Consider the following 25,014-nt stretch of genomic DNA (forward strand, 5'->3'; position numbering starts at 1 on the left):
ACTTAGTAATATGTATTCAACGTATCGATATGTTTACTCTGAAATATGTGTGTTGTTAACTTCTTTGTTAATACAGTAATCACCTTTGGAAAGTTCAGTATTGATGAACTTTTTTGCTTTGCTAACGAATACGTAATCGTTTTTGTCCGGTTTGTATAATTTCAACTCGGAATAGCAGATGTGATAAATTAATCTATCAAAATTATTTTGAAGCTTAAGACCCTAAAAATATAAGTCTTTGAAACTGCAGAAATCTCACTGGTTAGCAGGAGTTAAGATGATGCAAGATTTAATCAAGGATCCACAAGCTAGTTATTAAATTCGTAGGGATACTTCAGCTTCTAATCCAATTTTATTATGTTCTATTAAGTAACTTGTCTTACTGAGTCTACATAGCATCCAGCAGCAAAAGAACCAGAGTCACAATAACTAAGAGTATAAATAGAGTGGTCGCAATTGACCAACGCTGCAAAAAGTATTCACCGGTGCCGAACGTGTTCTGCCATCCTCGCTGTTGCCAGAGTCCCTTACATCTGGCAAACCATGAAGAGCGAAGTTCTGGCAAAGTCTCGTTTCCCATCCTCCCTCCCCAACGAATGAAGGCATCAAACCAACGCTCTACAGACAATTCCGTCAGGTTCTCATTGCTCGATCCCGATGTTTCCCCTTCATCCTTGAACCACTCAAGCCCTGCGGTCATCAATGCCAGCCCCCATCCTAGAGAGGCAATGAAGACATGGGCTGAGTCTCCATATTGATTCCATAGGGCAGGTTTGATCAGCCCCGTCCCCAAGCCTATAACAAAGCTTCCCGTCGCAATGAAGAAAACACAGATAAGTCGCTGTTTCCATTGAACCCGCGAAACTGACAGCATGGCATAAAAGATTGTCGCAAAGCCGATCGCTAGCAGCACAGCTCCAGCCATGGGTGCGGCAAGTTCACCCAACGGCAACCAACGCAGGCCACAAAGCAAGCCCGTGGCGACGGGGCCTAGCCACAACAGCAGCGCCATCGCCGGCCGAACCGAGTAATAAGACAAAGATAGCCATCGATGTAATGGCCACACTCCTACCTTGAGGGCGATACCGACAATTACCATCGACAGATAAAAAGATGATGACTCTGATAGCGTCATTGCTTTGGTTAGGGTAGCGAAGTCCAGATATTCTGTTGTTGCGGTGGCCATCATCACGGCCTCGAATAGCAGGATGTCTGCTAGGATCAGTAGCACCAGATATATCCGCCCAGCGCGGCGAGTAGTTTCGTCACCATGAGTAAGCAAGAGGCCAATACACGCGTAGCTCATCAGAGTCGTAAAGCTGAAGAAGACAATCATATCCGTTGCCAGCACTGCGCCAATCTGCCCCACTAGAAATAATAGCAGTAAGCTAGTCTGTGGATTATAGCCGTCACATTTGGCTGGAGTAGGCACAAAGGCTGCTCCAACGCCCCACACCACCACCGACATAGCCAGCCACCAACGGGATAGCGCGTCTATACCCAACCCAGCGCCCAGCCAAAACCAGGGCAGTTCAATAGCAAAATCCACAGGAATAAACACAAGCGTAGCAGCTGGCAACAGCGCCATATGTATTGGTCTGGGTAGGTGAGTATGCAGTGCAGGGAACGCCAACAGCAGCGGCAGGCCTAGTGCTGATAAAAGTAGGGATACACTCACTATGGCGTTCATTAGGCAAATCCTCGACTCACAATTAATCGAGTCCATTCCAATAGGTTAAACGGTGCAAATGCCAAAAGCCCCAAAGCCAATGTCAACAGTGCAGTAACTATGGGGGGGACAAGTAATGTCCAAGCCGTCTCTTTGTTTCCAAAAGATCGTTCGGCCGGCCAGCTATCGGGAGGGGCCTTAAACCAAGCAGTATACAATATGGGTAAAAAGTAGGCGGCATTGAGGGCACTACTTACCGCCAGAACATATATCACCCAGCCCTGTCCTGCGTCCAATGCCCCCAGTCCTAGATACCATTTGCTAAAAAAACCTGCGAGCGGCGGGGCACCTATCATACCGAAGGCGCCAATGGTGAATGCCGCCATGGTCCAAGGCATCCGACGTCCGACCCCGTTCATCTCGCTGATTTTATGAATCCCTAGGGTCTCGGCGAGGTTACCTGCGCACATAAAAAGGGTGATTTTTTGCACTCCCTGATGCACCAGGTGGATCAGTCCTCCCAGCGTCGCGATCGGACTAGCAAGCGCTATGCCTAGCACTATATAGGACACTTGGCTGACTGTAGAAAATGCGAGTCGACGTTTAAGTTCGTCCTGAAATAAGGCGCGCAGCGAGCCATAAATTATGGTCACAGCAGCCAGTATTGCTAGGGGTAAGGTTAGCCCCAAACTGTTGGCAAACTCAATGCCATACACATCGTAAACAACCCGTATTATGCCGAATGCGCCCGCCTTTACCACTGCCACGGCGTGCAGCAGCGCACTTACAGGCGCTGGGGCAACCATGGCCTGCGGTAACCAGCCATGTAGGGGGACCAAAGCCGCTTTTACCCCCAATCCGGCAATCAACAAGCAGAAGATTATCATCAGCGTTGGGTGCAAAGAGGCATCAAGACCGGACAAAAAACCGCGGTTGGTGAACTCCAGAGTGCCGGCAAGCGTATACAACCACACAGAAGACAGCAGTAGCAATGCGCCTCCGATGATAGTGTAGATAAGGTAATTTCTGCCGGCCTGGCGTGCGATTTCGGTTCCGCGGTGTACGATCAGTGGGTAAGTGCAAAGAGTAAGTAGTTCATAAAATAGCAGGAAGGTAATCAAATTCCCCGCAAGGGCAACACCTGTCGTGGCAGTAACACACAGACTGAAGAAGCCAAAAAAGCGGCTGCGATGAGGTGAACCCTCCAGATATCCAACGGCATAAACGGTAGTGACCAGCCACAGTCCGGAAGAAAGTGTCACGAAAAGCATCGCCAATGGGCCAGAACGCAGAACCAAATCGAGTCCTGGTAAGAGGGTTAGACGAGCCTCAAAATGATAGCCATGTAATATGCCCCAAAACATTCCCCCGACCAGCACAATCTTAAATAGCGCACCTGCCAGATTAAGCATTGTGCGGGTGACGACACGATCCTCGGGCAAGCAGAAAATTATCAGCCCCGGCAAGAAAGAGCTGGTGAGGATCAACAAGGGTAGCGCCGTACTCCAATTCATCAGCTATGTCCTGTGCCAAAGGGGGAACCCATTTCTAACATTGCCAGCGGCCAGTATGTGAACAAGCCCAAGAGCACTGCTATTAAAGCCAACCCCAAAGCGCTCCACTCCATCGTGGCCGGTAATGTTACCGTTCGGCTTGTTGGTTCGTCATGAGTAAACACATGAGCAATGACTTTGAATACATAGCCAGCGGCCAGAAATCCACCAAGGAGCAGAATAATTCCCCACCACCACTGTCCGGATTCTATTGATGCCTGCAGTAATAACCACTTGCCAATGAATCCACCGCTGGGCGGTAGCCCCATAAGGCTGATACCCGCTAGGGCGAATGCCGTCAATGTCAGCGGCAGACGTTGGGTTATTGAGCCGAGCTCCGCTATGCGGTCATGTCCCGCAAAAAACTGAATATTACCCGCCGCCATGAACATCGCCGCCTTAGCCATAGCATGGGAAAATAACATATATAGTGCTCCCTTCCAGGCAATGCTCGTCCCCAACGGAAAAGCCAAAAACAGATAGCCCAGTTGTGATACTGTCGAGTAGGCAATAAGTAATTTTAGCCGTGTTTGGCGCAGTGCTTGAATTCCGCCCCAAAGGACGGCCGCGGCGCCGAGCAGTCCCAGAAAATTAGCGAATGCCCCCCCCTGCGTTTGAAAGAACTCCAGCCACATGCGTAGCAGAATATAGAAGGAAGCTTTGACCACCAATGCGGACATAAGCGCACTCACGGGGGCTGGGGCTGAAGCATGGGCGGGCGGTAACCAAAAATGCATTGGGAAAAGCGCTGTTTTGAGCAGTAGGCCGGTACTTATCAATCCCACCGCCGCCCACATCGCAGGTGACGGTTCTACTCGTTGTGCTAGTATTGCAATGTCCAGACTACCAACACTGTGGTAGATAAGGGCAACGCCCAACAGATAGAACAAGGAGCCCAGTAGGCTTACCAATAGATAACGCATTGCTGCAATCAAGGCGTCGGCGCCACCTGCTAATGCCACAAGGGCCACTGCCGTTAATCCCAGTAATTCCAGTGTGACATAGAGATTGAAGATATCTGCTGACAGAAACAATGCATTGAGCGCCCCGCACAGGAATAACCACAACGGCCAAAAATGCCTCGCTTTGTCGCGACTGAAATAACTGCTGGAATAGATGTTGATACCTAAACCTACCAGTGCCGCCATCAATAGCATTAGTAGACTCAGACCATCTGCGTAAAGGTCGATGCCCAATGGCGCCCCCCAACCACCCATAGGGTAGCGCAGCGATCCTAGTGCTTTGAGTTGCCAGCCGAGCCTAGTCACACATGCCAAAACAACCAAGGAAGTCAGCAGACCCAGTGACTTCGCTTTTGCCGGAAACAGGAAGCAAGCCATACTCCCTATCAAGGGGAAGATGATCGGCATCACAATCCACGGGATTTGCTCCAAAATTAACTCCATGCAGCAATCTTGTCCTTTTTAGTATTCAGTGCCTGCCCAATATTAGTGAAGAGCTCTTTACACGCACGCTGTTTGCATTATCACTCATCGGCGCTTATTCACTTAGCCAGTTGCAAACAAGGCTATGTTATTGAATAGGGCGCCGGGGTGAAGCATAAATATTCCGCTAATTTAGTTTGGTAGTCCTTTCTTGCTATGTTGTCATTTTTGGTTATTTAGTTTTTACGGCACTCAATCATTGAGACAATATGAAATGGCCTATATTTTCTCTGTTCTGGGTTCCGAGGTCTCATTCACAATCTTTGTCGGGGAATTCGCTTTTCCCAATTGCCTTATTTATTTTTAACATCAAAATGAGCGCCAACGCAGTGGCTGATACGGCCACCACGATACCGGTAATGACCATGGCATGAGGTACAGGATCTGGTTGGACATTATGATTACGGGAAGCCAACGATACCAAAACCAGAAACACCCCGGTGCACATCACATTGATAGCCAGTATTTTGCGCAACAAATTAGCGTAAACGATTAAGGAATATATACCTAAAATGAACAAACCCACGCCAAGCAGTGCATAGAGGTAAATATTGCTCATTATTCTTCTCCCTTTGGCCGTCCACCGAGGAACAGTGCTGCCAATGTTGCGCCAATGGAGAGGGTAGCTGCAGATTCGATAATCAACATCAGCTCACTGGCCACAGTGGGAGGGTATCGCAAAAATTCACTTCCGATCAGCAACGCCCCCGTACCTACCATGACAAACATAGCTAGACCCAAGACTAATAGCACTCTCAACGGAAGGCCTGAGTAACGATTGTTTACCCGCCATCCGCAAAGCCGTAGCAGTACACCTGCCGCACCCAGTAAAGCGCCGGCCTGAAAAGCTCCCCCCGGTGCATCAGCTCCTGCCCACACTAAGTAACCGGCCACCAAAATAAACACGGGAATCAGCTGACGAGACATGATGTCCAGAATCTGGTCCGGGGCTGATCCGCGATAAGTGGGCATTTCGTCCAGAGACCATACGCCAAGTATAGCTGCCAGTAAGACTCCCATCTCCAGCAAAGTATCGTAACCACGAAAGTTTAGCAGCACCGCACTCACAGGATTGTGTGCACCACTGATCGTCATGTTGTCGGTCAGCATTGTTGGCAGCTCTTGCGCAGGATCAGGTATAGACAATACGGCATAACTGAGCACAACACCGAGCACCAGCAATAGTGGCAACAATAACCAAGGTCTTATATCCATATTATCTCTCCTTATTTTGAGCTGCCACCTGACGTTGGCTGGATAGCAGCTTATAAAAGGAAACCACACAGAAATTTCTGACGAGGGGAAGAGGAGTCATAATGCTGCCAATATCTATCAATGACATATTATTAGCATCAGGTTCATACTGATTCGAGTATCCAAGTATCTTTTTACTCATCATTTGTATCACCTTCAATCGATTTATGCGGAATAATTGGCTGCGCTTCCTCACTGTTAGACTCATCAACACGGGGATCCTTTAGCCGCGCATACGCGGCCAGTAACAGGGCGCCAGTCAGGCCTGCGCCAATAGCCGCCTCAGCCAGAGCGATATCAGGAGCATTGAGCCTTACCCAAGCTAAAGTCATTAATAATCCGAAACTGATAAACAGCACAATCGATTTGAACATATCTGGGCTGGCGAGAGCTTGCCAGGCTAGGTAAAATAAGCCGATTACTAACAGGCTATCAAACCCCCAGTAAAGGAGGCTTAACGTTTCCAAGGCTTGATACCTCGCTGCAATGCACGTCTTGCAATCAAATGGGAAGTGGTTGCACTGGCAAGCATCACAAAAGCCCAGATAAGTAGCAATTTCCCAACGATGACCCAGCTTTGTGCCTGAACTGCTAATCCTGCGACCACCAGACCCAGACCCACGTTGTCGGCTTTGGTCAAAGCATGCAAGCGAGTGTATACATCTGGAAATCGCAATAAGCCCAGAGTGCCTGCTAGGAAGAAGGCGCCCCCAGTGAAGAGTAGGATGCTGGATAGGACATTAATGAGTGTCATGCTTTGTCTCCCTATCGCCCCAGACTCGCCGGACAAAGGTTACCGCGGTTACCGCAGCAAGTAAGGCGAATACTAATGCCACATCATGAAGAGCTGGTTTGTCTGTCGCTTGAGCCAGTAATAACATTACCGCCACTGATGTGGTGCCAAATAACTGTGCCGTTAACATGCGATCAGCTGCCGTGGGGCCGCGTAACACCCTCCACATTCCAACAATGAGGTTCAGTAAAAGGAACAAAGCCAGTGAGACATATAGAGTTTGCATACGGATTTAATCGTCCAATTTAGCAGGCGTTTTAAGGCCTAGTGGTTTGATTGCGTTTAGGAAGCAATTAATCTGATTCAGGATTGATTCCGCAGTATTCCCCATAATAAAGCCATATACATCTAATACATTCCAGCTCTTGCACGCCAACTTCGTTGTTTCCAGCAGGCAAAACCTTTTATAAAATATTTTCATTGCATTCATCTCCTTTTCCATCGTGCAAAGAGATATTGAACATTTTGGCAACTATTTTTTCTAACGTCATTAGTTCCGACAACACATTTTTTCGTGTATCAAGCACATGAACTTTTAAATGGTTTTTCCCCAAATTGACACTCAATGTACCCGGTAGCAGACTGACAGTATTAGCCATGAATACACGGGATATTCCTGGTGGCAGACGTAAGGGGAAATCAATTAGGCCCGGGGCTATGGGAATTTTTGGATTTAATGCGCACCACGCTACATTGGCACCACCACGAAGTGAGTTCCAAATAAAAAAAGGCACGAAGCGTACAGAGTGAATCACCGAGCAGGAAAAAGGAGATACCAGTACCATACTTATCAACGTAGCAACGAGCACTATCGGAGCGCCAACCAACCATGAGTTTACTGACCCCTCAGTAAGCATTACCCACATAAAGGCAAAAGCAACCACACGAAACCATGCTATTCGAAAATGAATATTCATCAAATCGTTCAACCAGCTTTTACTTGATAATCTACTCATCATTTATCCCCTAGAATCATTTCGTTATATAGTGTTATACATCCATATACGGCATCATTATCAGGAGCAACCCTTACTTCTCCTAACCAGCGACAGCAGCCAATCTATGAACTGCTAATTTACTAAATATGCTTTGTAAAATGCTCGATTATTCATGGTGGCGCAATTATTTATCGTTCTCCACACAAAGTGTAGATGGTGATCCCGTTTAGTTCGTAGTATTTCTGAATGGGTACAATTGGACTCCACCAAAAGTGAACGTTGCTAGTGCTATTTATATAATTAAATGACCAGAAAGCTTTTTAATTTAGTTACTTCTAGTTATTGATAGAAGCAATATTTACCTACATTTATGTAATGGAACCTAGCGCACTTCAGAGAATTCCTGTCCAGATAGACCAATTTATTTATAACTTCGAGTGACGAATATTATGGTATTTAATTGCTTACTGCATCATCAAAAATTATTTTTCTTCAATGTGGTGGAAACTAAAAAAGTTTATATATTCATAGTGTTAGTTATCACCTGATCACATTTTTTTAATACCACCATTTGAGAACATCACCGTGTATTAAAGGGAAGAACCAAAGGTAGTGGTCAACAATTATTGGCCAAGGATTTAGGAGCATTCCAATATAAACATTTAGATTAATTTGGCATCAGCCCATCATTATATTGAGTAGCGTAGTATCACTGTAATATCAGGTACTGTAATTTTGACCTTTTTATCGGCTTCCGAAAAACTGGAACAACCACATATCGGAATCCTTTTTTACTTCAGGCTTCAAAAAAGCATTCCATTGGAGTATTAATCTCGCAGTGGCTTCTCCTACTGCGATTGGCCTCTCTGTCGGTCACAAAGTTCATCCAAAACTCTACCAGCAACCAGAATGAGTGACATAAAAAAGTTGTCTATTGCCATATCTCTGCGCTAAGTTGGTTAATATATAATCGATTCATATTGCTTTACGAAAGTTGATTTCGATCAACTTTTGTACCGATACTTGAGCACAAACTTACGCTATTGGCTAATCTAAAAATAGTTCCTTGCTCATGTTTTGCTCAGTTTTTTAACTTCATTTTTGCTAGTGGAGTATTAGCGAGATAATTAGTTGGGGCAGCCTACTCATCAGCTTTGTTAAGCTTACCGATAGATGTTTGTTTAATGGAGTAAATTGATTTTTTTTCAAGCGTTTTGCACAGTAAAAATTGGCTTGTATAAGGAGATTTAAATGGACAAAGTGTTTATTATTGCACAAATGGAACAGGCGCATACCGACGCAGTAGCCAGCGGTTTGCAACTGGCAAAGCAATTGAACAAAAATGCGGAAGTCTTTGCTTATTCTTATGCTTATTTTAGTGGTCCTGAAAGTTATAACCCTCGTTTAGTCAGCGTTGCTCAAAAACAGTTAATGGATCAACGAGAAGCTGAATTAAAGCAGCATCTCGTGGATCTTAAAGGTGAAGATATTCCGGTACACATGGTGTGGAGCAAATATTTATTTGAACATGCCTGTCATCATTCTATTCGTCATGGGTTTGATCTTATGGTGAAGGCTGTACATCATGCCGACCATTATTTACCCACTGACTGGCAGTTGATACGCCATACGCGGATCCCGTTATTATTATTAACCAGTAATCCACTCACTAAGGGCAACGCAACGTTGATGGCTGTCGATCTTGCTACTCATGATCCTATTAAACAACAGCTCAATAGCGTTGTGGTGGCATATGGTAAGCAACTTGCAGAAGCTACAGGGACCAAATTACATTTAGCTTTTGTGCTTAGGGTACCCAAAATATTACGAGATATGGATTTGATTGATACACATGCTCTTGTTAAAAAGGCATATAAAGATCATCAAAAACAGATTGCTAAATTTAATATGGATCCTGAGTGTATCCATATTATTGCTGGTGAGCCTGAGCTGTGCTTGTTTGAGCTAGCCTGCAGATTGAAGAGTAAATATTTTGTGATTGGTGCTCGGCAGCGAGAAGGATTATTAGGACGGATTATAGGCAATACTGCCGAGTTGGTTTTAGAGCGCATGCGCAGTAACGTATTGATTATTCCAGCAGATGATCAATTGCTTGCGCCTTTAACCTTGTAGGTTTTCTGCAAATTAACGGTCACACCAACGAAGCGATAGGTACTTTTAGTTAGTTGTCATTTTAAAAAATACAAAAAGCCCGCATCACTGAGTATATCCAGAGTGGCGGGCTTTGTTATATTAACCGTTTAAGATTAATTAAAAGGTCATTTCTGGCACATGCTCTGGTACCACTAACTTACCCGCGGTTTTTGTGACGATCTCTTCAACAGACACGCCAGGGGCACGTTCAAGTAAATGGAATGCGCCATCTTTAATTTCCATAAAGGCCAAATCTGTCATTACACGTTTAATGCAACCATAACCGGTTAATGGCAGTTCACATTTTGATAATAATTTTGAATTACCGTATTTGTCTGCATGCATCATGGTGACAATAATATTATCAGCGCCAGCGACTAAATCCATTGCACCGCCCATGCCTTTAATCAGTTTTCCTGGGATCATCCATGAGGCGATAGAGCCGTTAACATCAACTTCAAATGCGCCTAACACGGTAAGATCTACGTGGCCGCCACGGATCATCGCAAAGCTTTCTGCTGATGAAAAGAATGACGCCCCAGCAACTGCAGTGACTGTTTGTTTGCCGGCGTTGATAAGGTCGGCATCAATGTTTTCTTCGGTTGGAAACTCGCCCATGCCGAGTAAACCGTTTTCAGATTGCAGCATCACTTGCATGCCTTGAGGAATATAGTTAGCCACAAGGGTAGGGATCCCAATACCTAAATTAACGTAAAAACCGTCTTGTAATTCTTTTGCTACGCGCTGGGCAAGTTGTTCTCTGGTCAGTGCCATGGTGTTGTCTCCCTTATTTCGCAGCTTTGACGGTACGTTGCTCAATTCGTTTCTCAAAGCTGGCTTTGATAACGCGATCAACATAAATACCCGGTGTATGAATATGGTTTGGATCTAACTCACCTGGTTCAACAATCTCTTCAGCTTCAACCACGGTAATTTTACCTGCGGTGGCCATCATTGGATTGAAGTTAGCGGCGGTTTTGCGAAACACCAAATTACCCATAGTGTCGGCTTTCCAGGCGCGAACTAAAGCAAAGTCTGCCGTCAATGATTCTTCTAATACGTAGTGACAGCCTTTAATTTCGCGGGTTTCTTTACCGTCAGCAATCGGCGTTCCGTAACCTGTCGCGGTGAAAAATGCCGGAATACCCGCGCCGCCAGCACGAATTTTTTCAGCCAATGTGCCTTGTGGCGTGAGAATGACATTAAGCTCACCAGACAACATTTGTTGTTCAAAGGTGGCATTTTCGCCAACATAAGAGGCTATCATGGTCGAAATTTGATGTTGTTTAAGTAACAAACCTAAACCAAAATCATCAACACCAGCGTTGTTTGAAATAGCGGTTAAGCCTTTTACACCCAATTTAACCATGTGGTTAATTAAACCTTCAGGAATACCACATAAACCAAATCCGCCGACCATAATGGTCATGTTGTCATTTAGTCCTGCTAGTGCTTCGTCATAGCTGTGGACGACTTTATTGAATCCTGCCATCTTGTTGTCCTTATTGTTATGTTCACAACGGTGAGTGTTTTGCCTCACCCCAGTGAGTATATGTGATTATGTTCTGATTGCATTTGCCACTTTAGACCCATTAGCGCGCCCCAACACGCGGCTAATGGTATTGCCCGCCAGTGCAAGCTTAGCGAGGTCAATACCGGTATCAATCCCCATGCCATGAAGCATATACACCAAATCTTCTGTGGCGAGATTGCCCGACGCACCTTTTGCATATGGACAACCACCAAGACCAGCAACTGAAGCATCAAACACGCTGACACCGGTTTCAAGGCAGGCAAGTATGTTGGCTAACGCTTGGCCGTATGTGTCGTGAAAATGCAAAGCTAACTTATCAACAGGAACCACTTTAGCGACAGCCTCAAGCATCTGTCGCGCTTTATTGGGAGTGCCAACACCGATGGTGTCGCCTAATGAGATTTCATAACACCCCATTTTATAAAGGATCTCAGATACTCTCGCGACTTCTCTCACATCAATGTCGCCTTCGTATGGACAACCCAGCACACAAGACACGTAGCCACGCACTGCAATCCCATGTTTTTTGGCGGCTTCCATTAACGGAATAAAGCGTTCGATTGACTCATCGATTGAGCAATTAATATTTTTTTGACTAAAACTTTCTGATGCTGCGCCAAAAATAGCCACTTCATCAGCGCCAGCCGCTAACGCTAGTTCAAAGCCTTTTAGGTTAGGGGTTAATGCACTGTAAACCACACCAGCTTGTCGTTTGAGTTGCTGCAATACAGCATCAGAATCGGCCATTTGTGGCACCCACTTAGGTGACACAAAGCTGCCGGCTTCAATACGCTTAATACCTGCATCACCAAGTTGAGTGATTAGCGTGAGTTTGTCTGCAGTGGTCACCGGCACTTCGTTTTGTAAACCGTCACGCGCGCCAACTTCAAAAATGCTCACTTTAGTCGGTAACATTTACGCTTCCTCGACGTTAGCTTCAGAGGCTAATGGTTCAACGTTTAATAGTTGTGCACCGTCACTGACAAGCTCACCGCTTTGGAAGTAAAACTCGCTCACCACGCCATCAAACGGCGCTTCGATGGTGTATTCCATTTTCATGGCTTCCATCACTAATAAACCTTGGCCTGCTTTAACTTGCTGGCCCACTTCCACTAAATGAGTCACAACAGTGCCATTCATTGGTGCTTTAAGCTTATCTGCATGGTTAATCACTTCTTCAATCACTTGAGCCAATATGGCTTTAAAGTGATAACTGCCTGAAGGTAAAAATAACGTAAAGTCATCACCTTGATGGCTAACAGGAATTTTGCTCTTATGGCCATTAATCTCAGCTAAAAGTAAATCGGCTTTAAGTTCACCCGCTAACGTCAACATTTGGTCATGTAAACACAATTGATATTGTTCGCCAACGGCAGTCAGTAGCAAGTCATGCTGTTGTACTTCGGCGGATGCGTCAGTTAATAACGACACACGATGCACGCTTGAACTGTTGAGTCTAAAGCCGCTCACGAGGCCCCAAGGTGAATACGGGTCTGCGCTGTTTATGGCCAACGCTTTTGCTGCTTGTTTACGTGACAGTACTTGAAAAAGTCCTGCTAGTGCTAACGCGGTATCTGCTTCAATAGCAGCGTCACCAATTAAGGTGTCGCCATAACGCTCAATAAAGTCAGTACAGAAGTCTGCCGCAGCAAAAGCTGGGTGTTCAGCAATGTTGGCTAAAAACTCGATGTTATGTTTAAGGCCACTGATTTGGTATGACTCAAGTGCGTGTACTAAACGTTGCAGTGCGCGAGGGCGCGACTCATCCCATACAATCAGCTTGGCGATCATCGGGTCATAAAAGTTACTGATGACATCGTTTTCACGAATACCTGAATCGATACGCACGTGACGATTTTGTTCTGGTTCACGTAAAAAATTGAGCTTACCGCTGGCAGGTAAAAATTCGTTTTGCGGATCTTCAGCGTAAATTCGCACTTCAAATGAATGACCATGAATACGCACTTCATCTTGGCGTAGCGGTAATTCACCACCACTGGCGACAACTAGCTGCCATTTTACTAAGTCTTGGCCAGTCACCATTTCGGTAACCGGATGCTCTACTTGCAAACGGGTGTTCATTTCCATGAAGTAGAAGCTATTATCGGTATCGAGTAAAAACTCAACGGTGCCCGCGCCAACATAATCAATGGCTTTGGCGGCAGCAACGGCGGCGTTCCCCATTTGAGCTCGTAGTTCGTCTGACAAACCGGGGGCTGGTGCTTCTTCAACCACTTTTTGATGGCGACGTTGAATTGAGCAGTCACGGTCTGATAAGTAAATAGCGTTGCCTTGAGTGTCGGCAAACACTTGCACTTCAACATGACGTGGTTGACGTAGGTAGCGTTCCATTAACAGTCTGTCATTGCCAAATGACGAGCTGGCTTCACGGCGTGCGGATTTAATAGCTTCAAGAATTTCACCGTCGTTTTCAACGATGCGCATTCCTTTACCACCACCACCATAGGCTGCTTTAATCAGCAACGGGAAGCCAACAGCTTTGGCTTCTGCTATTAACGTAGCATCCGTTTGATCGTCGCCATGATAACCCGGCACTAAGGGCACATTGGCTTTTGACATGATGTCTTTGGCGGCACTTTTGCTGCCCATGGCATCAATCGCATCGCTACCAGGTCCGACAAAGGCGATGCCATTTTGCTCACATTTACGGGCAAACTCGGCATTTTCTGATAAAAAACCGTAACCAGGGTGAATGGCTTCCGCACCCGATTTTTTAGCTATCTCAATAATTAAATCAGCTTTTAAATATGAGTCGGCAGGGGCGCTGCCGCCTAGGTAAAACGATTCATCCGCCATTGCCACATGACGCGCATCTTTGTCGGCATCAGAATATAGGGCAATGGTGCGAACACCCATGGTTTGAGCCGTTTTAATAATACGGCAAGCAATTTCACCACGGTTAGCAATCAGTAATTTGGTAAACATTATTAGGCTCCTTGTGGATCAGGTTTAGCGGCTTGCCATGTAGGCGTGCGTTTTTCAAAGAAAGCATTAAGGCCTTCTTGACCTTCATCTGATACACGAATACGAGCAATTTGCTCGCTGGTAAAATTGAGCGTAGCGTCGTCAATCACGCCGTTTTCTAAATGCGATACGAGATTTTTTGCCCATGCCATGCCCTGAGGGCTATTGGCATTAAATGCGGTTATAAAAGGTGCCGCAGCTGCATCTAAGTCATCGTTAACTTCGTGAATGACTTGATGGGTTAAGGCAACATCAGCACTAAAGCGTTCAGCAGTCAGCATAAAGCGGCGTGATTGGCGATTACCCATAGCACGAACCACATACGGGCTAATTACCGCAGGGATAAGACCCAATTTCACTTCGCTTAAGCAAAAACTGGCGCGAGTGTTGGCAATGGCAATATCGCAGCAGCAAATCAGCCCTAATGCACCACCAAAGGCTGCGCCTTGTACTAAGGCAATAGTTGGTTTTGGAAACTTGTCTAACACATGCATCAGTTTGGCAAGCTGGTGGGCATCAGTGAGGTTTTGGTCAAAGTCCATTTGTGCTTGTTTGCGCATCCAATTGAGGTCGGCGCCAGCACTGAAGTTTTTGCCATTAGCACGTAATATCAACATATTGCATTGACTGTCTTTGGCAAAGTGTTCGATAGCCTGGATCATCTCGCTAATCATCACTTCATCAAAGGCATTATGCACTTCAACTCGGTTTAAAATCAGCTCTGCCACCCCTTGTTCTAGGCGGTATTCAATGAACTTATATTGGTTTGATAACATTATTTATTACTCCTTAATTAGCTGAATTAACCGCACAATTACATGCGGAACACCCCAAAGCGGGTATCTTCAATAGGAGCATTTAATGCTGCCGATAAGGCTAAGCCGACCACGTCACGCGTTTGTGCCGGATCAATAATGCCATCATCCCAAAGTCGGGCACTGGCATGATACGGATGACCTTCTTTTTCGTATTGCTCAACAATTGGTTTACGGAAGGCTTGCTCATCTTCTGCAGACCATTCGACGCCTTTTCGGGCTAAACCATCGCGGCGCACTGTGGCTAATACGCCAGCAGCCTGTTCGCCACCCATGACCGAAATACGCGCGTTAGGCCACATCCACATCATGGTCGGTTCGAATGCGCGCCCACACATGCCGTAGTTACCCGCGCCATAACTGCCACCGATAATCACGGTAAATTTAGGCACGTTGGCACAAGACACTGCGGTCACCATTTTGGCACCATGTTTAGCAATGCCTTCGTGTTCGTACTTTTTACCCACCATAAAGCCGGTAATATTTTGTAGGAATAACAGCGGAATTTTACGTTGGCAACACAGTTCAATGAAATGAGCGCCTTTTTGCGCCGACTCAGAAAACAAAATGCCGTTATTGGCCACAATACCAACTGGGTAACCGTGAATACGCGCAAAACCACACACTAGGGTTGCCCCGTAGTTGGCTTTAAATTCGTCAAAGTCAGAGTCATCAACTACTCGGGCAATGACTTCTTTTACATCAAACGGCTTTTTAAGATCGGTACCGACAATGCCGTACAATTCATTGATATCGAACTTAGGTGGTTTGACTGGGCTTAATAAGCTTTTGATTTCTTTTTGATGATTAAGACGCAGTACTGCACGGCGAGCAAGCTCAAGCGCGTGGTCGTCATTTTGTGCTAAATGATCGGCAACACCGGATATTTTGGTATGAACTTCTGCACCGCCAAGCTCTTCTGCACTGACTTCTTCACCTGTCGCTGCTTTCACTAATGGAGGTCCGGCTAAAAAGATGGTGCCTTGATCTTTAACAATAATAGACTCATCGGCCATTGCAGGAACGTAGGCGCCGCCTGCGGTACACAAGCCCATGACGACTGCAATCTGCGGAATACCTTTGGCTGACATTTGCGCTTGGTTATAAAAAATTCTGCCGAAATGATCGCGATCTGGAAATACTTCATCTTGGCGGGGTAAATTAGCGCCGCCTGAATCGACTAAGTAGATACACGGTAAGTGGCAACGGCTGGCGATGTCTTGCGCACGTAGATGCTTTTTCACGGTAATAGGGTAGTAAGTACCGCCTTTTACGGTGGCGTCGTTGGCGATAATCATGCACTCAACACCACTGACGCGGCCGATACCAGCAATGACACCAGCGGCTGGAACTTCTTCGTCATAGACTTCGTAAGCGGCAAATTGCGATATTTCTAAGAAGGGTGAACCCGGGTCGAGCAGCTTTTCAACGCGCTGGCGTGGCAATAATTTACCACGAGATAAATGGCGCTCTAAGGCGACAGGGCCGCCACCTTGTTCGATTTTTTTTAGTTTTTGTTGAAGATCATCGACCAATAACGTCATGCTGTCTGACTTGGCTTTAAATTCGTCACTGCGAGGATTGATACGGCTGCTCAGTTGCGTCATTTCTATATCCTTAATGAAGCAAAAAATAGGGGGGCTTGATTAAGGCGACATGACACGCTTGATATGCCGCCTTCGTACTGGAATGCTAGTTACTTTGACTCGTTAAACAATTCGCGACCAATTAACATGCGGCGAATTTCAGAGGTGCCTGCACCAATTTCGTAAAGCTTAGCATCACGTAATAAACGGCCAGTTGCGTATTCATTCACATAGCCATTTCCGCCCAGTAATTGAATGGCATCTAAGGCCATTTTAGTGGCAAGTTCTGCACTGTACAAAATAGCGCCAGCGGAATCTTTACGAGTGGTTTCACCACGGTCACAAGATTTAGCCACACTGTAAACATAAGCGCGGGCAGCGTTCATACCCGTGTACATATCGGCTAACTTGCCTTGCACTAGTTGGAATTGACCAATCGATTTACCGAATTGTTCGCGTTCATGAATGTACGGGATTACGATGTCCATACAAGCAGACATAATGCCCAATGGCCCACCAGACAACACCACTCGTTCGTAATCAAGGCCGCTCATTAGCACTTTTACGCCATTGTTGAGGCCGCCTAAGATGTTTTCTTCTGGCACTTCACAGTCTTCAAACACTAATTCACAGGTGTTTGAACCGCGCATACCTAGCTTGTCGAGTTTTTGTGCTTGGCTAAATCCTTTCGATCCACGCTCAACGATAAATGCGGTAATGCCATGTGCGCCTTTTTCCAAGTCGGTCTTGGCGTAAATAACATAGGTATGGGCATCAGGACCGTTAGTGATCCACATTTTATTGCCGTTAAGGATGTAACGGTCACCTTCTTTGCGAGCATGCAGTTTCATTGACACTACATCAGAACCGGCATTGGGTTCGCTCATGGCAAGTGCACCAATGTGTTCGCCACTGACAAGCTTTGGTAAGTATTTAGCTTTTTGAGCGTCATTACCGTTACGGTTAATTTGGTTCACACATAAGTTTGAGTGAGCACCATAACTTAACCCAATAGAGGCTGATGCGCGGGAGATTTCTTCCATTGCCACCACGTGAGCCAGATAGCCCATGTTAGCGCCGCCATATTGCTCATCAACAGTAACACCTAATAAACCCATCTCGCCAAGTACTGGCCATAACTGATTAGGGAACTCATTGTCGATATCGACTTGGGCGGCCATGGGGGCAATTTCGTTGGCGGCAAAACCACGAACGGCGTCACGTAACATGTCAACATCTTCACCTAAACCGAAGTTTAAACTGGTATATAAATCGCTCATTTTCATGTGTCCTGTTGAATTTTTTATGGTCTGGTAAAACATTTGCTGCCAACGCTTTATGGTTGCGTTTTTGGCAGTGGGGCAAAGCTATTGGCTGAATTGAGTCAGCCAGTTATTTTTTGTTGTTATTTGGCTTTCTTAGTCGAATTGTCGGCTAATGCCGCTTTGCACTGTTGTTCGGCTGAATTTAGCTCCATTAGCACGACTTTAATGTCGTCCATTTGTTGTTGAAGAGCTGATTTTTTGTCGTTCACTAAATCAAGCATAGTTTGTAGTTGAGTTGAGCTGCTTTTATCCGCGTCGTAAAGTTCAAATAAACGTCGTGTTTCTGCTAACGAAAATCCAAGGCGTTTGCCGCGTAAAATAAGTTTTAAGCGCACTCGGTCTTTCAGACTGTAAATTCGGGTTTGCCCGCGACGCTTAGGTTTAATCAAGCCTTGGTCTTCGTAAAAACGAATACTGCGGGTGGTGATATCAAATTCTTTTGATAAGTCACTGATTGAATATGTTGATTGAGGAATGTGGGTTGTGCTCATCATGTCACCAAAAGTGTTTCTTTTGATGCAAGATATATGAAGTTTACGTAAAGGTAAAGTTTGGTGCGGTTGTTTCAGCTTTTAAACTGTGGATATTGTGTTAATTTTGCTTGCCACTTATACCATGATTATACCTTAACCGTCTGTTCTGTTTTGTATTTTTTTATATTTGTCATTTGTTCTGCTTAAGTTAAACACTCGATTGAAATTAAAGGTATTTCTCGCATTATGCAACGCTATTATCCCTTGGTCTAATAGGGCTATTTGATAAATTCTGCTCATAATCAATTTAATGAACGCTGATTAACGGAGAACAATATGGCTGAGTTAGGACTATCAATGCACGCACAATCGATAGCCGAGCCTGAAGTATTTTGGCAACAAGCGGCAAAATCCATTCATTGGGATGTTGCGCCAAAAAAGGTATTAGATGACAGCGACAAACCGTTTTATCGTTGGTTTGCTGATGGTAAGATGAACACCTGCTTCAATGCCGTTGACCGCCATGTATTAGCTGGGCGAGGCGAGCAAACTGCAATTCACTATATTAGTCCTGTGACGCACAACGAATACTCTATTAGCTATCAATCTGTGTTGGCTCAAGTTAAACGCTTGGCTGGATTGATGGTGTCTCTTGGCGTCGAAAAAGGCGACCGAGTGGTTATTTATATGCCAATGGTGCCAGAAACCGCCTATGCCATGCTGGCATGTGCACGGATTGGTGCAATTCATTCTGTGGTATTTGGTGGTTTTGCCGCCAATGAGCTTTCGACTCGTATTAACGATGCAAAACCCAAGTTAATTCTGTCTGCTTCATGCGGTATTGAGCCTTCTGGTGTCGTACCGTATAAGCCTTTACTCGATGACGCATTATCTCAAGCACAACATCAAGTCGATCACTGCATTATTTTAAACCGTACTGAATATCAAGCACAACTACAGTCACCAAGAGATCTGGATTGGTACAATTCACTGGTGGGTGCGCCTGACGCTGATTGCGTGTCGCTCGATGCGACCGATCCTTTATATGTTTTATATACCTCTGGTACCACTGGTCAACCTAAAGGTGTAGTACGTGATAATGGTGGCCATGCAGTCGCATTAGCATGGTCGATGAAACACATTTATGACATTGGTGTTGGCGATGTTTTTTGGGCGGCATCTGATGTTGGCTGGGTGGTAGGGCATTCATATATTGTTTATGGGCCATTGCTTGTGGGTGCGACGACCATAATGTACGAAGGTAAGCCTATTGGTACTCCCGATGCCGGTGCATTTTGGCGTATTATCGAGCAAAAAAATGTTCGTAGCTTTTTTACCGCCCCCACAGCTATTCGTGCCATAAAACGAGAAGATCCTGACGGCGAGTTTATTAAACAATTTGATTTAACTTGTCTGAAGCAAATGTATTTAGCGGGGGAGCGTTGCGATCCTGACACCTTAAATTGGAGTCAGCAGCAGTTAGGTAAACCTGTAATTGATCATTGGTGGCAAACCGAAACCGGTTGGCCAGTCGCGGCAAATTTGATAGGCACCGATCCGATAGAGATTAAAGCCGGATCGCCTGCGCGCGCAGTACCTGGATACCAAGTGGAGATTCTTGATGCCATGGGGCAACAAGTGGCTCCTAATGAAAGTGGTAATGTGGTGATAAAGCAGCCTTTACCACCAGGCACATTAACGACCTTGTGGCAAAATGATAAACGCTATATTGACAGTTACTTGTCTATGTATCCTGGTTATTACTTAACTGGAGATGCTGGTTACGTCGATGAAGATGGTTATTTATACATTATGAGCAGAATTGATGACATCATAAATGTTGCCGGACACCGTTTATCTACCGGTCGATTTGAAGAGGTCTTATGTCAGCATGAAGCCGTTGCTGAGGCCGCGGTAATTGGTGTGCAAGATAAACTGAAAGGCCAGGTGCCCCTTGGATTAGTGGTACTTAAAAACGGTGTGACCTTATCAGATGAAGCTCTTTATAAAGAGTTACTTGCACTGGTACGTCATGAAATTGGTCCAGTGGCTTCATTTAGGTTAGTCAGTGCTGTGCAAAAGTTGCCTAAAACTCGCTCTGGAAAAATATTACGAGCCACAATGCGTAAAATTGCTGACAATCAAGAGTACACCATGCCAGCAACGATTGAAGACCCACAAACCTTGGATATTGTTCGCAATGCGTTGACTAGAATGGGTTATGCTAATGCACTAACTACTAAATTAACATGATGTTACTCTTCAATAATTAACCCTAGTATAAGACGCGATGATTGTTAATCGAAACCATAAAAAACCTGTGTTTTTATGGTTTTTTCTATTGTGACAAGATGTTATATCCTAATAAACAGATTGAGCATACATTGTAAAAAACAGCGTTTCCGCGTTTTGTGACTGGTAATTTAGTTACAAGAATCGCTATACTTGCCACCCAAATGGATTCGCACTACGCGATTAATCTCTGTGACCTGTGGAAACATACACTATGAATAACCACACCCAACAATCTCACGTCGGCGTTATCGGCCTTGGTGTTATGGGCAAGAACCTCGCATTAAACATTGCTGACAACGGCTACCATGTTGCAGTTTTCGATTTAGATACTCCAAAAGTCAACGCCGCTGTGGCTCAAGAAGAAAGTGAGCGCAAAGCAGGTACGGCACCGCGCATGCAGTCATGTAATAATCTTACAGAAATGCTGGCTAAATTAGTTGAACCTCGAGTGATTGTTTTATCTGTGCCTGCTGGTGGGCCTGTTGACGGTGTGTGTAAATCGTTAATCGAAGCTGGTATTGAAGCCAATGATATCGTTATTGATACGGGTAACAGCCTTTGGACCGATACGGTAGAACGCGAAGCACGTTATAAAGATAAGTTTGTTTTCTTTAGCTCTGCAGTGTCTGGTGGCGAAGTAGGTGCACGTTATGGTCCATCGCTAATGCCTAGTGGAGATGAAAAAGCATGGCGTTATGTCGAACCAATTTGGAAAGCCATTGCTGCTAAAGTGGATTCTGTAACAGGTTTACCGATTGAGCGTTTTGAGCCTGGCAATCCAGTAACCGAAGGTGAGCCATGTACGACTTATATTGGTCCTGCTGGTTCTGGTCATTACGTTAAAATGGTTCATAACGGCATTGAATATGCGGATATGCAACTTATTTGCGAAGCTTACCAGTTACTCAGTGACGGCTTAGGCATGTCTGCCCATGACATCGGTGATGTGTTCAATGGTTGGAATAAAGGTATTCTTAACAGTTACCTTATGGGGATTAGTGCTGAAGTCTTACAACAAGACGATCCCTTAACTGGCAAGCCGTTAGTTGAAATGATTTTAGATAAAGCAGGCCAAAAAGGCACTGGTTTATGGACTGCAGTGAGCAGCTTGCAAATTGGTTGCCCAGCGCCAACGATTGCAGAAGCTGTTTATGCACGCGCTGTGAGTACTCAGAAAAACTTGCGTATGCAGCTAAGTTCGAAGTTAGCAGGACCTGCACCAGTCAGTTTTAGTGATGCTGAAAAAGCTGAGTTTATTGCTAACCTTGAAGATGCATTATATTGCGCTAAAGTGTGCTGTTATGCTCAAGGTTTCCAGTTGATGGCGATGAATGCTAAAGAGCAAAATTGGTCTTTAGATTTTGCTGAAATTGCTAAAATTTGGCGAGCGGGTTGTATTATTCGAGCGACATTCTTGCAGTCTATTACTCAGGCTTATCAAGAAGATGCAAACCTAGCAAACTTATTAATGGCCGACACTTTTAGCCAGACATTGTCGCAAAAACACCTTAACTGGCGTAAAACGGTTGCAGCCTCTGTTATGCAAGGCATTCCTGCACCTTGTATTAGTTCGGCTATTGCCTATTACGACAGTTACCGCTGTGAGACATTACCCGCTAATTTATTACAAGGTCAGCGCGACTTTTTCGGTTCACATACTTTTGAGCGCACCGATAAGCCCGCTGGTGAGAAATACCATTTAGATTGGAGTGCAAAACAACGCACTTTGTCTAAGGTGTAATTACGCTTACGTTAAAAAAGCGCTTCATTTTACAATGAAGCGCCTTTTTTATTTAGCTAAGGCAAATGGTTAGGTTAGCGAAAAGTACAATCCAATGCTAAATAAGATGCTAAAAATCATCGTCAATTTAGCTGTTTGTCCAAGGATCGGATTTAATGCTTCACCTGAGTTATCGTAAAATTCGCGGCTGAGATTACGCGCAATGATTAATGATGCTCCCGATAATAATACAGGTAATCCATCGAGTGACCCGAGCAAGAATCCCGCGATAATGATACCAAATGGTAAATAGACAAAACTTTGGTACAACACTTTAGCTTGTGCTTCACCAATTCGTACCGCAAGGGTATTTTTACCTGCTTTAGTGTCGGTAGAAATGTCTCTAGTATTGTTGACTAGCATGATGGCTGCATTAAAAAAGCCAATGGCACAGCCAAGTAACCACGCTGTCATGGTGGTGGTGCCTGCTTGTAAATAGTAACTGCCAACAACGGCGACTAAGCCGAAAAATACAAATGCAGCAATTTCACCTAATCCATGTGACGCAAGTGGGTAGGGGCCTCCGCTATAACACAACGCGCCCAATATAGAGGCTGCTGCAAGAATGGCAATGGGCCAGCCACCGTGAACGATCAGTAATGAACCCACTAATAGTGATGTAATAAGGCAACCGATCATGGCGTTTCGTACTGATGAAGGCGCAAGTATGCCGCTTTGAGTGACTCTTATTGGACCGAGACGCTCTTCGGTGTCGATACCATTCTTAAAGTCAAAGTAGTCATTAGCGAGATTAACTGAAATTTGCAATAATACCGCACATAGCATTGAGGTGAAGGCGATGAGTAAGCTAAATTGTTCGAGCCCAATCGCGAGCATGTTTCCAATTAATAATGGACCGATTGCCGCCGGTAACGTACGAGGACGGATAGCCATAAACCATGATTGCATTGAGCTAGGTTGCATAATATTGTGAGACGCACTGTTGATTAGTTATGTCTAATAGCATACCAAATATTCAATAAGGCTGCAGATATGAATATTTGCGTTGCATCACTATTTTGTGATTTGTCACAAGATGACTTTAATTCAGCTATTACCATAGAATAAGCTAGAAAACATCAGCTTAACTGAGGTAACCTTAACGTTAATCCAAGTTGTAGAGAAGGTGTTATGAGTCAGGTATTAAACGATTTATTGTCATTGTTGTCACTTGAGAAGATTGAGTTAGGTCTGTTTCGCGGCCAGAGTCAAGATTTAGGCTTCGGGCACGTGTTTGGTGGCCAGGTGATGGGGCAAGCGTTAAGTGCTGCAAAACAAACGGTTAGTGAAGACCGTCATGTACATTCTTTACACTCATACTTTTTACGTGCCGGTGACGAAAAGCTACCGATTATTTACGATGTTGAAAATATGCGCGACGGAGGAAGCTTTAGTGCGCGTAGAGTGAAAGCGATTCAGAAAGGTCGACCTATTTTTTATATGACCTGTTCGTTCCAAACGGTTGAAGAAGGCTTTAATCATCAAGATGTCATGCCTGATGTGCCCGGACCTGAAGGTTTATTGAATCAGCAAGAACTTGCAGTGACCATGCGTGATAAAGTACCTGCGAAAATGCTCGAAAAATTTATGGCAGACTCTCCGATTGAAATGCGTTTAGTTAACCCAGTTCATCCTATCGCGCCAAACACCACAGAGGCAAAAGGGTATGTATGGCTACGTGCCAATGGACAAGTACCATCGGATCACAGTATTCAAGAGTATTTACTCGCTTACGCATCGGATTTTAATTTTTTAGCCACAGCAACTCAGCCCCATGGGGTGTCTTTTTTAACTCCAGGTATGCGTATGGCCACTATTGATCATGCCATGTGGTTCCATCGCCCATTTAATATGGGAGAATGGCTCTTGTACTGTATTGATAGCCCCAATGCAGGCGGTGGACGTGGATTTGTAAAAGGGCAGTTTTTTGATCAGCAAGGACGTCTTGTGGCTTCTGCCACACAGGAAGGTTTAATCAGAATGACCAAGTAGGACGCTAACATGTTAATAATTAAGAAAGGGATACAATTCGCGGTTGTCACTTTGATCGCCATTATGCTGAATGGTTGTGTGACGATTGAGCCTGAAAAACCTGTTATTGTAAATGGCTATGCTGGCTATATAGAAAAAATTGCTTTACCACAGGGGTGTAAAATTAACATCGCATTGATTGATTTCAATACTCCGGGGGCGATTATTTCTCAAAAAAACTTTGATATAGCCAGAGCACCCGTTCCATTTAAATTCACCTTACCTGCTGAGTTAGTCAAAAGCGGTGTTGATTACGGTGTTGTGGCAATGATCACTTATCAAGGAAATGCTATTTTTCAAACGTATGATAAGTTCCGTGTGATCAGTAACGGTCAATTTACCACTCAAGTGTTAATGAAACGCGTTAAATAACCACTTCGTAAT

Annotated in this window: 23 protein-coding genes; 5 read left to right on the forward strand and 18 right to left on the reverse strand. The window is 44.9% G+C overall.

The genetic code is table 11. The features are described 5' to 3' along the window. Positions 1–388: 388 nt before the first annotated feature. The 9 genes from H5181_RS16775 to H5181_RS16815 all read right to left on the reverse strand — a co-directional run bounded on the left by H5181_RS16775 (position 389) and on the right by H5181_RS16815 (position 7,673). Positions 389–1,690 (reverse strand): proton-conducting transporter membrane subunit, encoded by a 1,302-nt coding sequence (locus tag H5181_RS16775; RefSeq protein WP_182751570.1) that lies wholly within the window; start codon positions 1,688–1,690, stop codon positions 389–391. Continuing rightward, entirely contained in the window at positions 1,690–3,183 is a 1,494-nt protein-coding gene (locus H5181_RS16780; protein WP_102037116.1) for a complex I subunit 5 family protein, read from the reverse strand. The genes H5181_RS16775 and H5181_RS16780 overlap by 1 nt, the downstream gene beginning before the upstream one ends. Further along, the gene (locus H5181_RS16785) at positions 3,183–4,628 is read right to left on the reverse strand and encodes a complex I subunit 5 family protein (protein ID WP_182751571.1); all 1,446 of its coding nucleotides are present in this window, start codon (positions 4,626–4,628) and stop codon (positions 3,183–3,185) included. The genes H5181_RS16780 and H5181_RS16785 overlap by 1 nt, the downstream gene beginning before the upstream one ends. Positions 4,629–4,917: 289 nt before the next feature. Then, a complete protein-coding gene (locus H5181_RS16790; protein WP_011638189.1) occupies positions 4,918–5,226 on the reverse strand; it encodes a Na+/H+ antiporter subunit C in 309 nt (102 codons plus the stop codon). Further along, complete coding sequence (mbhE, locus tag H5181_RS16795) at positions 5,226–5,882, reverse strand: hydrogen gas-evolving membrane-bound hydrogenase subunit E (protein WP_182751572.1); 657 nt, start codon at positions 5,880–5,882, stop codon at positions 5,226–5,228. Before mbhE ends, H5181_RS16790 begins: the two co-directional genes overlap by 1 nt. Before the next feature lie 173 nt (positions 5,883–6,055). Then, positions 6,056–6,388 carry a DUF4040 domain-containing protein gene (locus H5181_RS16800; RefSeq protein ID WP_182751573.1) on the reverse strand — a complete coding sequence of 111 codons (333 nt, stop codon included), beginning with the start codon at positions 6,386–6,388 and terminating at the stop codon, positions 6,056–6,058. After that, positions 6,376–6,675, reverse strand: coding sequence for a monovalent cation/H(+) antiporter subunit G (mnhG, locus tag H5181_RS16805; protein WP_182751574.1), 300 nt, complete (start codon positions 6,673–6,675; stop codon positions 6,376–6,378). The genes H5181_RS16800 and mnhG overlap by 13 nt, the downstream gene beginning before the upstream one ends. Continuing rightward, positions 6,662–6,940 (reverse strand): monovalent cation/H+ antiporter complex subunit F, encoded by a 279-nt coding sequence (locus H5181_RS16810; RefSeq protein ID WP_123776255.1) that lies wholly within the window; start codon positions 6,938–6,940, stop codon positions 6,662–6,664. The genes mnhG and H5181_RS16810 overlap by 14 nt, the downstream gene beginning before the upstream one ends. A gap of 178 nt (positions 6,941–7,118) precedes the next feature. Further along, complete coding sequence (locus H5181_RS16815) at positions 7,119–7,673, reverse strand: Na+/H+ antiporter subunit E (RefSeq protein WP_259397072.1); 555 nt, start codon at positions 7,671–7,673, stop codon at positions 7,119–7,121. A 1,230-nt stretch (positions 7,674–8,903) separates the two neighbouring features. Between H5181_RS16815 and H5181_RS16820 the strand changes: the two genes are divergently transcribed. After that, complete coding sequence (locus tag H5181_RS16820; RefSeq protein ID WP_011638183.1) at positions 8,904–9,785, forward strand: universal stress protein UspA; 882 nt, start codon at positions 8,904–8,906, stop codon at positions 9,783–9,785. A gap of 138 nt (positions 9,786–9,923) precedes the next feature. On the opposite strand, the gene H5181_RS16825 is transcribed toward H5181_RS16820, so the two are convergent. The 8 genes from H5181_RS16825 to H5181_RS16860 form a co-directional block, all read right to left on the reverse strand. Continuing rightward, entirely contained in the window at positions 9,924–10,580 is a 657-nt protein-coding gene (locus H5181_RS16825) for a 3-oxoacid CoA-transferase subunit B (protein WP_011638182.1), read from the reverse strand. 13 nt (positions 10,581–10,593) lie between these two features. Further along, on the reverse strand, positions 10,594–11,298 hold the full coding sequence (locus tag H5181_RS16830; protein WP_182751575.1) for a CoA transferase subunit A: 705 nt from the start codon (positions 11,296–11,298) through the stop codon (positions 10,594–10,596). A gap of 66 nt (positions 11,299–11,364) precedes the next feature. Beyond that, positions 11,365–12,255, reverse strand: a complete 891-nt coding sequence (locus tag H5181_RS16835) for a hydroxymethylglutaryl-CoA lyase (protein WP_182751576.1) — start codon at positions 12,253–12,255, stop codon at positions 11,365–11,367. Next, on the reverse strand, positions 12,256–14,286 hold the full coding sequence (locus H5181_RS16840) for an acetyl/propionyl/methylcrotonyl-CoA carboxylase subunit alpha (RefSeq protein ID WP_182751577.1): 2,031 nt from the start codon (positions 14,284–14,286) through the stop codon (positions 12,256–12,258). 2 nt (positions 14,287–14,288) lie between these two features. Continuing rightward, on the reverse strand, positions 14,289–15,101 hold the full coding sequence (locus H5181_RS16845; protein ID WP_182751578.1) for an enoyl-CoA hydratase-related protein: 813 nt from the start codon (positions 15,099–15,101) through the stop codon (positions 14,289–14,291). Between the two features lie 38 nt (positions 15,102–15,139). Beyond that, entirely contained in the window at positions 15,140–16,747 is a 1,608-nt protein-coding gene (locus H5181_RS16850) for a carboxyl transferase domain-containing protein (RefSeq protein WP_123881506.1), read from the reverse strand. An 89-nt stretch (positions 16,748–16,836) separates the two neighbouring features. After that, positions 16,837–18,006: an isovaleryl-CoA dehydrogenase gene (locus H5181_RS16855; RefSeq protein ID WP_182751579.1), complete on the reverse strand. Its 1,170-nt coding sequence runs from the start codon at positions 18,004–18,006 to the stop codon at positions 16,837–16,839. A gap of 125 nt (positions 18,007–18,131) precedes the next feature. Then, positions 18,132–18,542, reverse strand: coding sequence for a MerR family DNA-binding transcriptional regulator (locus H5181_RS16860; protein WP_182751580.1), 411 nt, complete (start codon positions 18,540–18,542; stop codon positions 18,132–18,134). Positions 18,543–18,860: 318 nt separating this feature from the next. Between H5181_RS16860 and H5181_RS16865 the strand changes: the two genes are divergently transcribed. Both H5181_RS16865 and gndA read left to right on the forward strand, forming a co-directional pair. Beyond that, a complete protein-coding gene (locus H5181_RS16865) occupies positions 18,861–20,777 on the forward strand; it encodes a propionyl-CoA synthetase (protein WP_182751581.1) in 1,917 nt (638 codons plus the stop codon). Positions 20,778–21,030: 253 nt separating this feature from the next. Next, on the forward strand, positions 21,031–22,560 hold the full coding sequence (gene gndA / locus H5181_RS16870; protein ID WP_182751582.1) for an NADP-dependent phosphogluconate dehydrogenase: 1,530 nt from the start codon (positions 21,031–21,033) through the stop codon (positions 22,558–22,560). Between the two features lie 69 nt (positions 22,561–22,629). On the opposite strand, the gene H5181_RS16875 is transcribed toward gndA, so the two are convergent. Continuing rightward, positions 22,630–23,523: a 1,4-dihydroxy-2-naphthoate polyprenyltransferase gene (locus H5181_RS16875; RefSeq protein ID WP_182751583.1), complete on the reverse strand. Its 894-nt coding sequence runs from the start codon at positions 23,521–23,523 to the stop codon at positions 22,630–22,632. Positions 23,524–23,730: 207 nt separating this feature from the next. On the opposite strand from H5181_RS16875, the gene tesB reads away from it, so the two are divergent. After that, complete coding sequence (tesB, locus tag H5181_RS16880; protein ID WP_011638171.1) at positions 23,731–24,591, forward strand: acyl-CoA thioesterase II; 861 nt, start codon at positions 23,731–23,733, stop codon at positions 24,589–24,591. 9 nt (positions 24,592–24,600) lie between these two features. Then, the gene (locus H5181_RS16885) at positions 24,601–25,002 is read left to right on the forward strand and encodes a YbaY family lipoprotein (RefSeq protein ID WP_011638170.1); all 402 of its coding nucleotides are present in this window, start codon (positions 24,601–24,603) and stop codon (positions 25,000–25,002) included. The last annotated feature ends 12 nt before the right edge of the window (positions 25,003–25,014 follow it).

The sequence above is a fragment of the Shewanella sp. SG44-2 genome, assembly GCF_014164215.1.
Lineage (GTDB): Bacteria > Pseudomonadota > Gammaproteobacteria > Enterobacterales > Shewanellaceae > Shewanella > Shewanella frigidimarina.

What these genes read in the sequence shown, in the direction of transcription:
- H5181_RS16775 (WP_182751570.1), bottom strand. Translation starts at nt 1,690, where the DNA reads ATGAACGCCATAGTGAGTGTATCCCTACTTTTATCAGCACTAGGCCTG.
- H5181_RS16780 (WP_102037116.1), bottom strand. Translation starts at nt 3,183, where the DNA reads ATGAATTGGAGTACGGCGCTACCCTTGTTGATCCTCACCAGCTCTTTC.
- H5181_RS16785 (WP_182751571.1), bottom strand. Translation starts at nt 4,628, where the DNA reads ATGGAGTTAATTTTGGAGCAAATCCCGTGGATTGTGATGCCGATCATC.
- H5181_RS16790 (WP_011638189.1), bottom strand. Translation starts at nt 5,226, where the DNA reads ATGAGCAATATTTACCTCTATGCACTGCTTGGCGTGGGTTTGTTCATT.
- mbhE (WP_182751572.1), bottom strand. Translation starts at nt 5,882, where the DNA reads ATGGATATAAGACCTTGGTTATTGTTGCCACTATTGCTGGTGCTCGGT.
- mnhG (WP_182751574.1), bottom strand. Translation starts at nt 6,675, where the DNA reads ATGACACTCATTAATGTCCTATCCAGCATCCTACTCTTCACTGGGGGC.
- H5181_RS16810 (WP_123776255.1), bottom strand. Translation starts at nt 6,940, where the DNA reads ATGCAAACTCTATATGTCTCACTGGCTTTGTTCCTTTTACTGAACCTC.
- H5181_RS16815 (WP_259397072.1), bottom strand. Translation starts at nt 7,673, where the DNA reads ATGATGAGTAGATTATCAAGTAAAAGCTGGTTGAACGATTTGATGAAT.
- H5181_RS16820 (WP_011638183.1), top strand. Translation starts at nt 8,904, where the DNA reads ATGGACAAAGTGTTTATTATTGCACAAATGGAACAGGCGCATACCGAC.
- H5181_RS16825 (WP_011638182.1), bottom strand. Translation starts at nt 10,580, where the DNA reads ATGGCACTGACCAGAGAACAACTTGCCCAGCGCGTAGCAAAAGAATTA.
- H5181_RS16830 (WP_182751575.1), bottom strand. Translation starts at nt 11,298, where the DNA reads ATGGCAGGATTCAATAAAGTCGTCCACAGCTATGACGAAGCACTAGCA.
- H5181_RS16835 (WP_182751576.1), bottom strand. Translation starts at nt 12,255, where the DNA reads ATGTTACCGACTAAAGTGAGCATTTTTGAAGTTGGCGCGCGTGACGGT.
- H5181_RS16840 (WP_182751577.1), bottom strand. Translation starts at nt 14,286, where the DNA reads ATGTTTACCAAATTACTGATTGCTAACCGTGGTGAAATTGCTTGCCGT.
- H5181_RS16845 (WP_182751578.1), bottom strand. Translation starts at nt 15,101, where the DNA reads ATGTTATCAAACCAATATAAGTTCATTGAATACCGCCTAGAACAAGGG.
- H5181_RS16850 (WP_123881506.1), bottom strand. Translation starts at nt 16,747, where the DNA reads ATGACGCAACTGAGCAGCCGTATCAATCCTCGCAGTGACGAATTTAAA.
- H5181_RS16855 (WP_182751579.1), bottom strand. Translation starts at nt 18,006, where the DNA reads ATGAGCGATTTATATACCAGTTTAAACTTCGGTTTAGGTGAAGATGTT.
- H5181_RS16860 (WP_182751580.1), bottom strand. Translation starts at nt 18,542, where the DNA reads ATGAGCACAACCCACATTCCTCAATCAACATATTCAATCAGTGACTTA.
- H5181_RS16865 (WP_182751581.1), top strand. Translation starts at nt 18,861, where the DNA reads ATGGCTGAGTTAGGACTATCAATGCACGCACAATCGATAGCCGAGCCT.
- gndA (WP_182751582.1), top strand. Translation starts at nt 21,031, where the DNA reads ATGAATAACCACACCCAACAATCTCACGTCGGCGTTATCGGCCTTGGT.
- H5181_RS16875 (WP_182751583.1), bottom strand. Translation starts at nt 23,523, where the DNA reads ATGCAACCTAGCTCAATGCAATCATGGTTTATGGCTATCCGTCCTCGT.
- tesB (WP_011638171.1), top strand. Translation starts at nt 23,731, where the DNA reads ATGAGTCAGGTATTAAACGATTTATTGTCATTGTTGTCACTTGAGAAG.
- H5181_RS16885 (WP_011638170.1), top strand. Translation starts at nt 24,601, where the DNA reads ATGTTAATAATTAAGAAAGGGATACAATTCGCGGTTGTCACTTTGATC.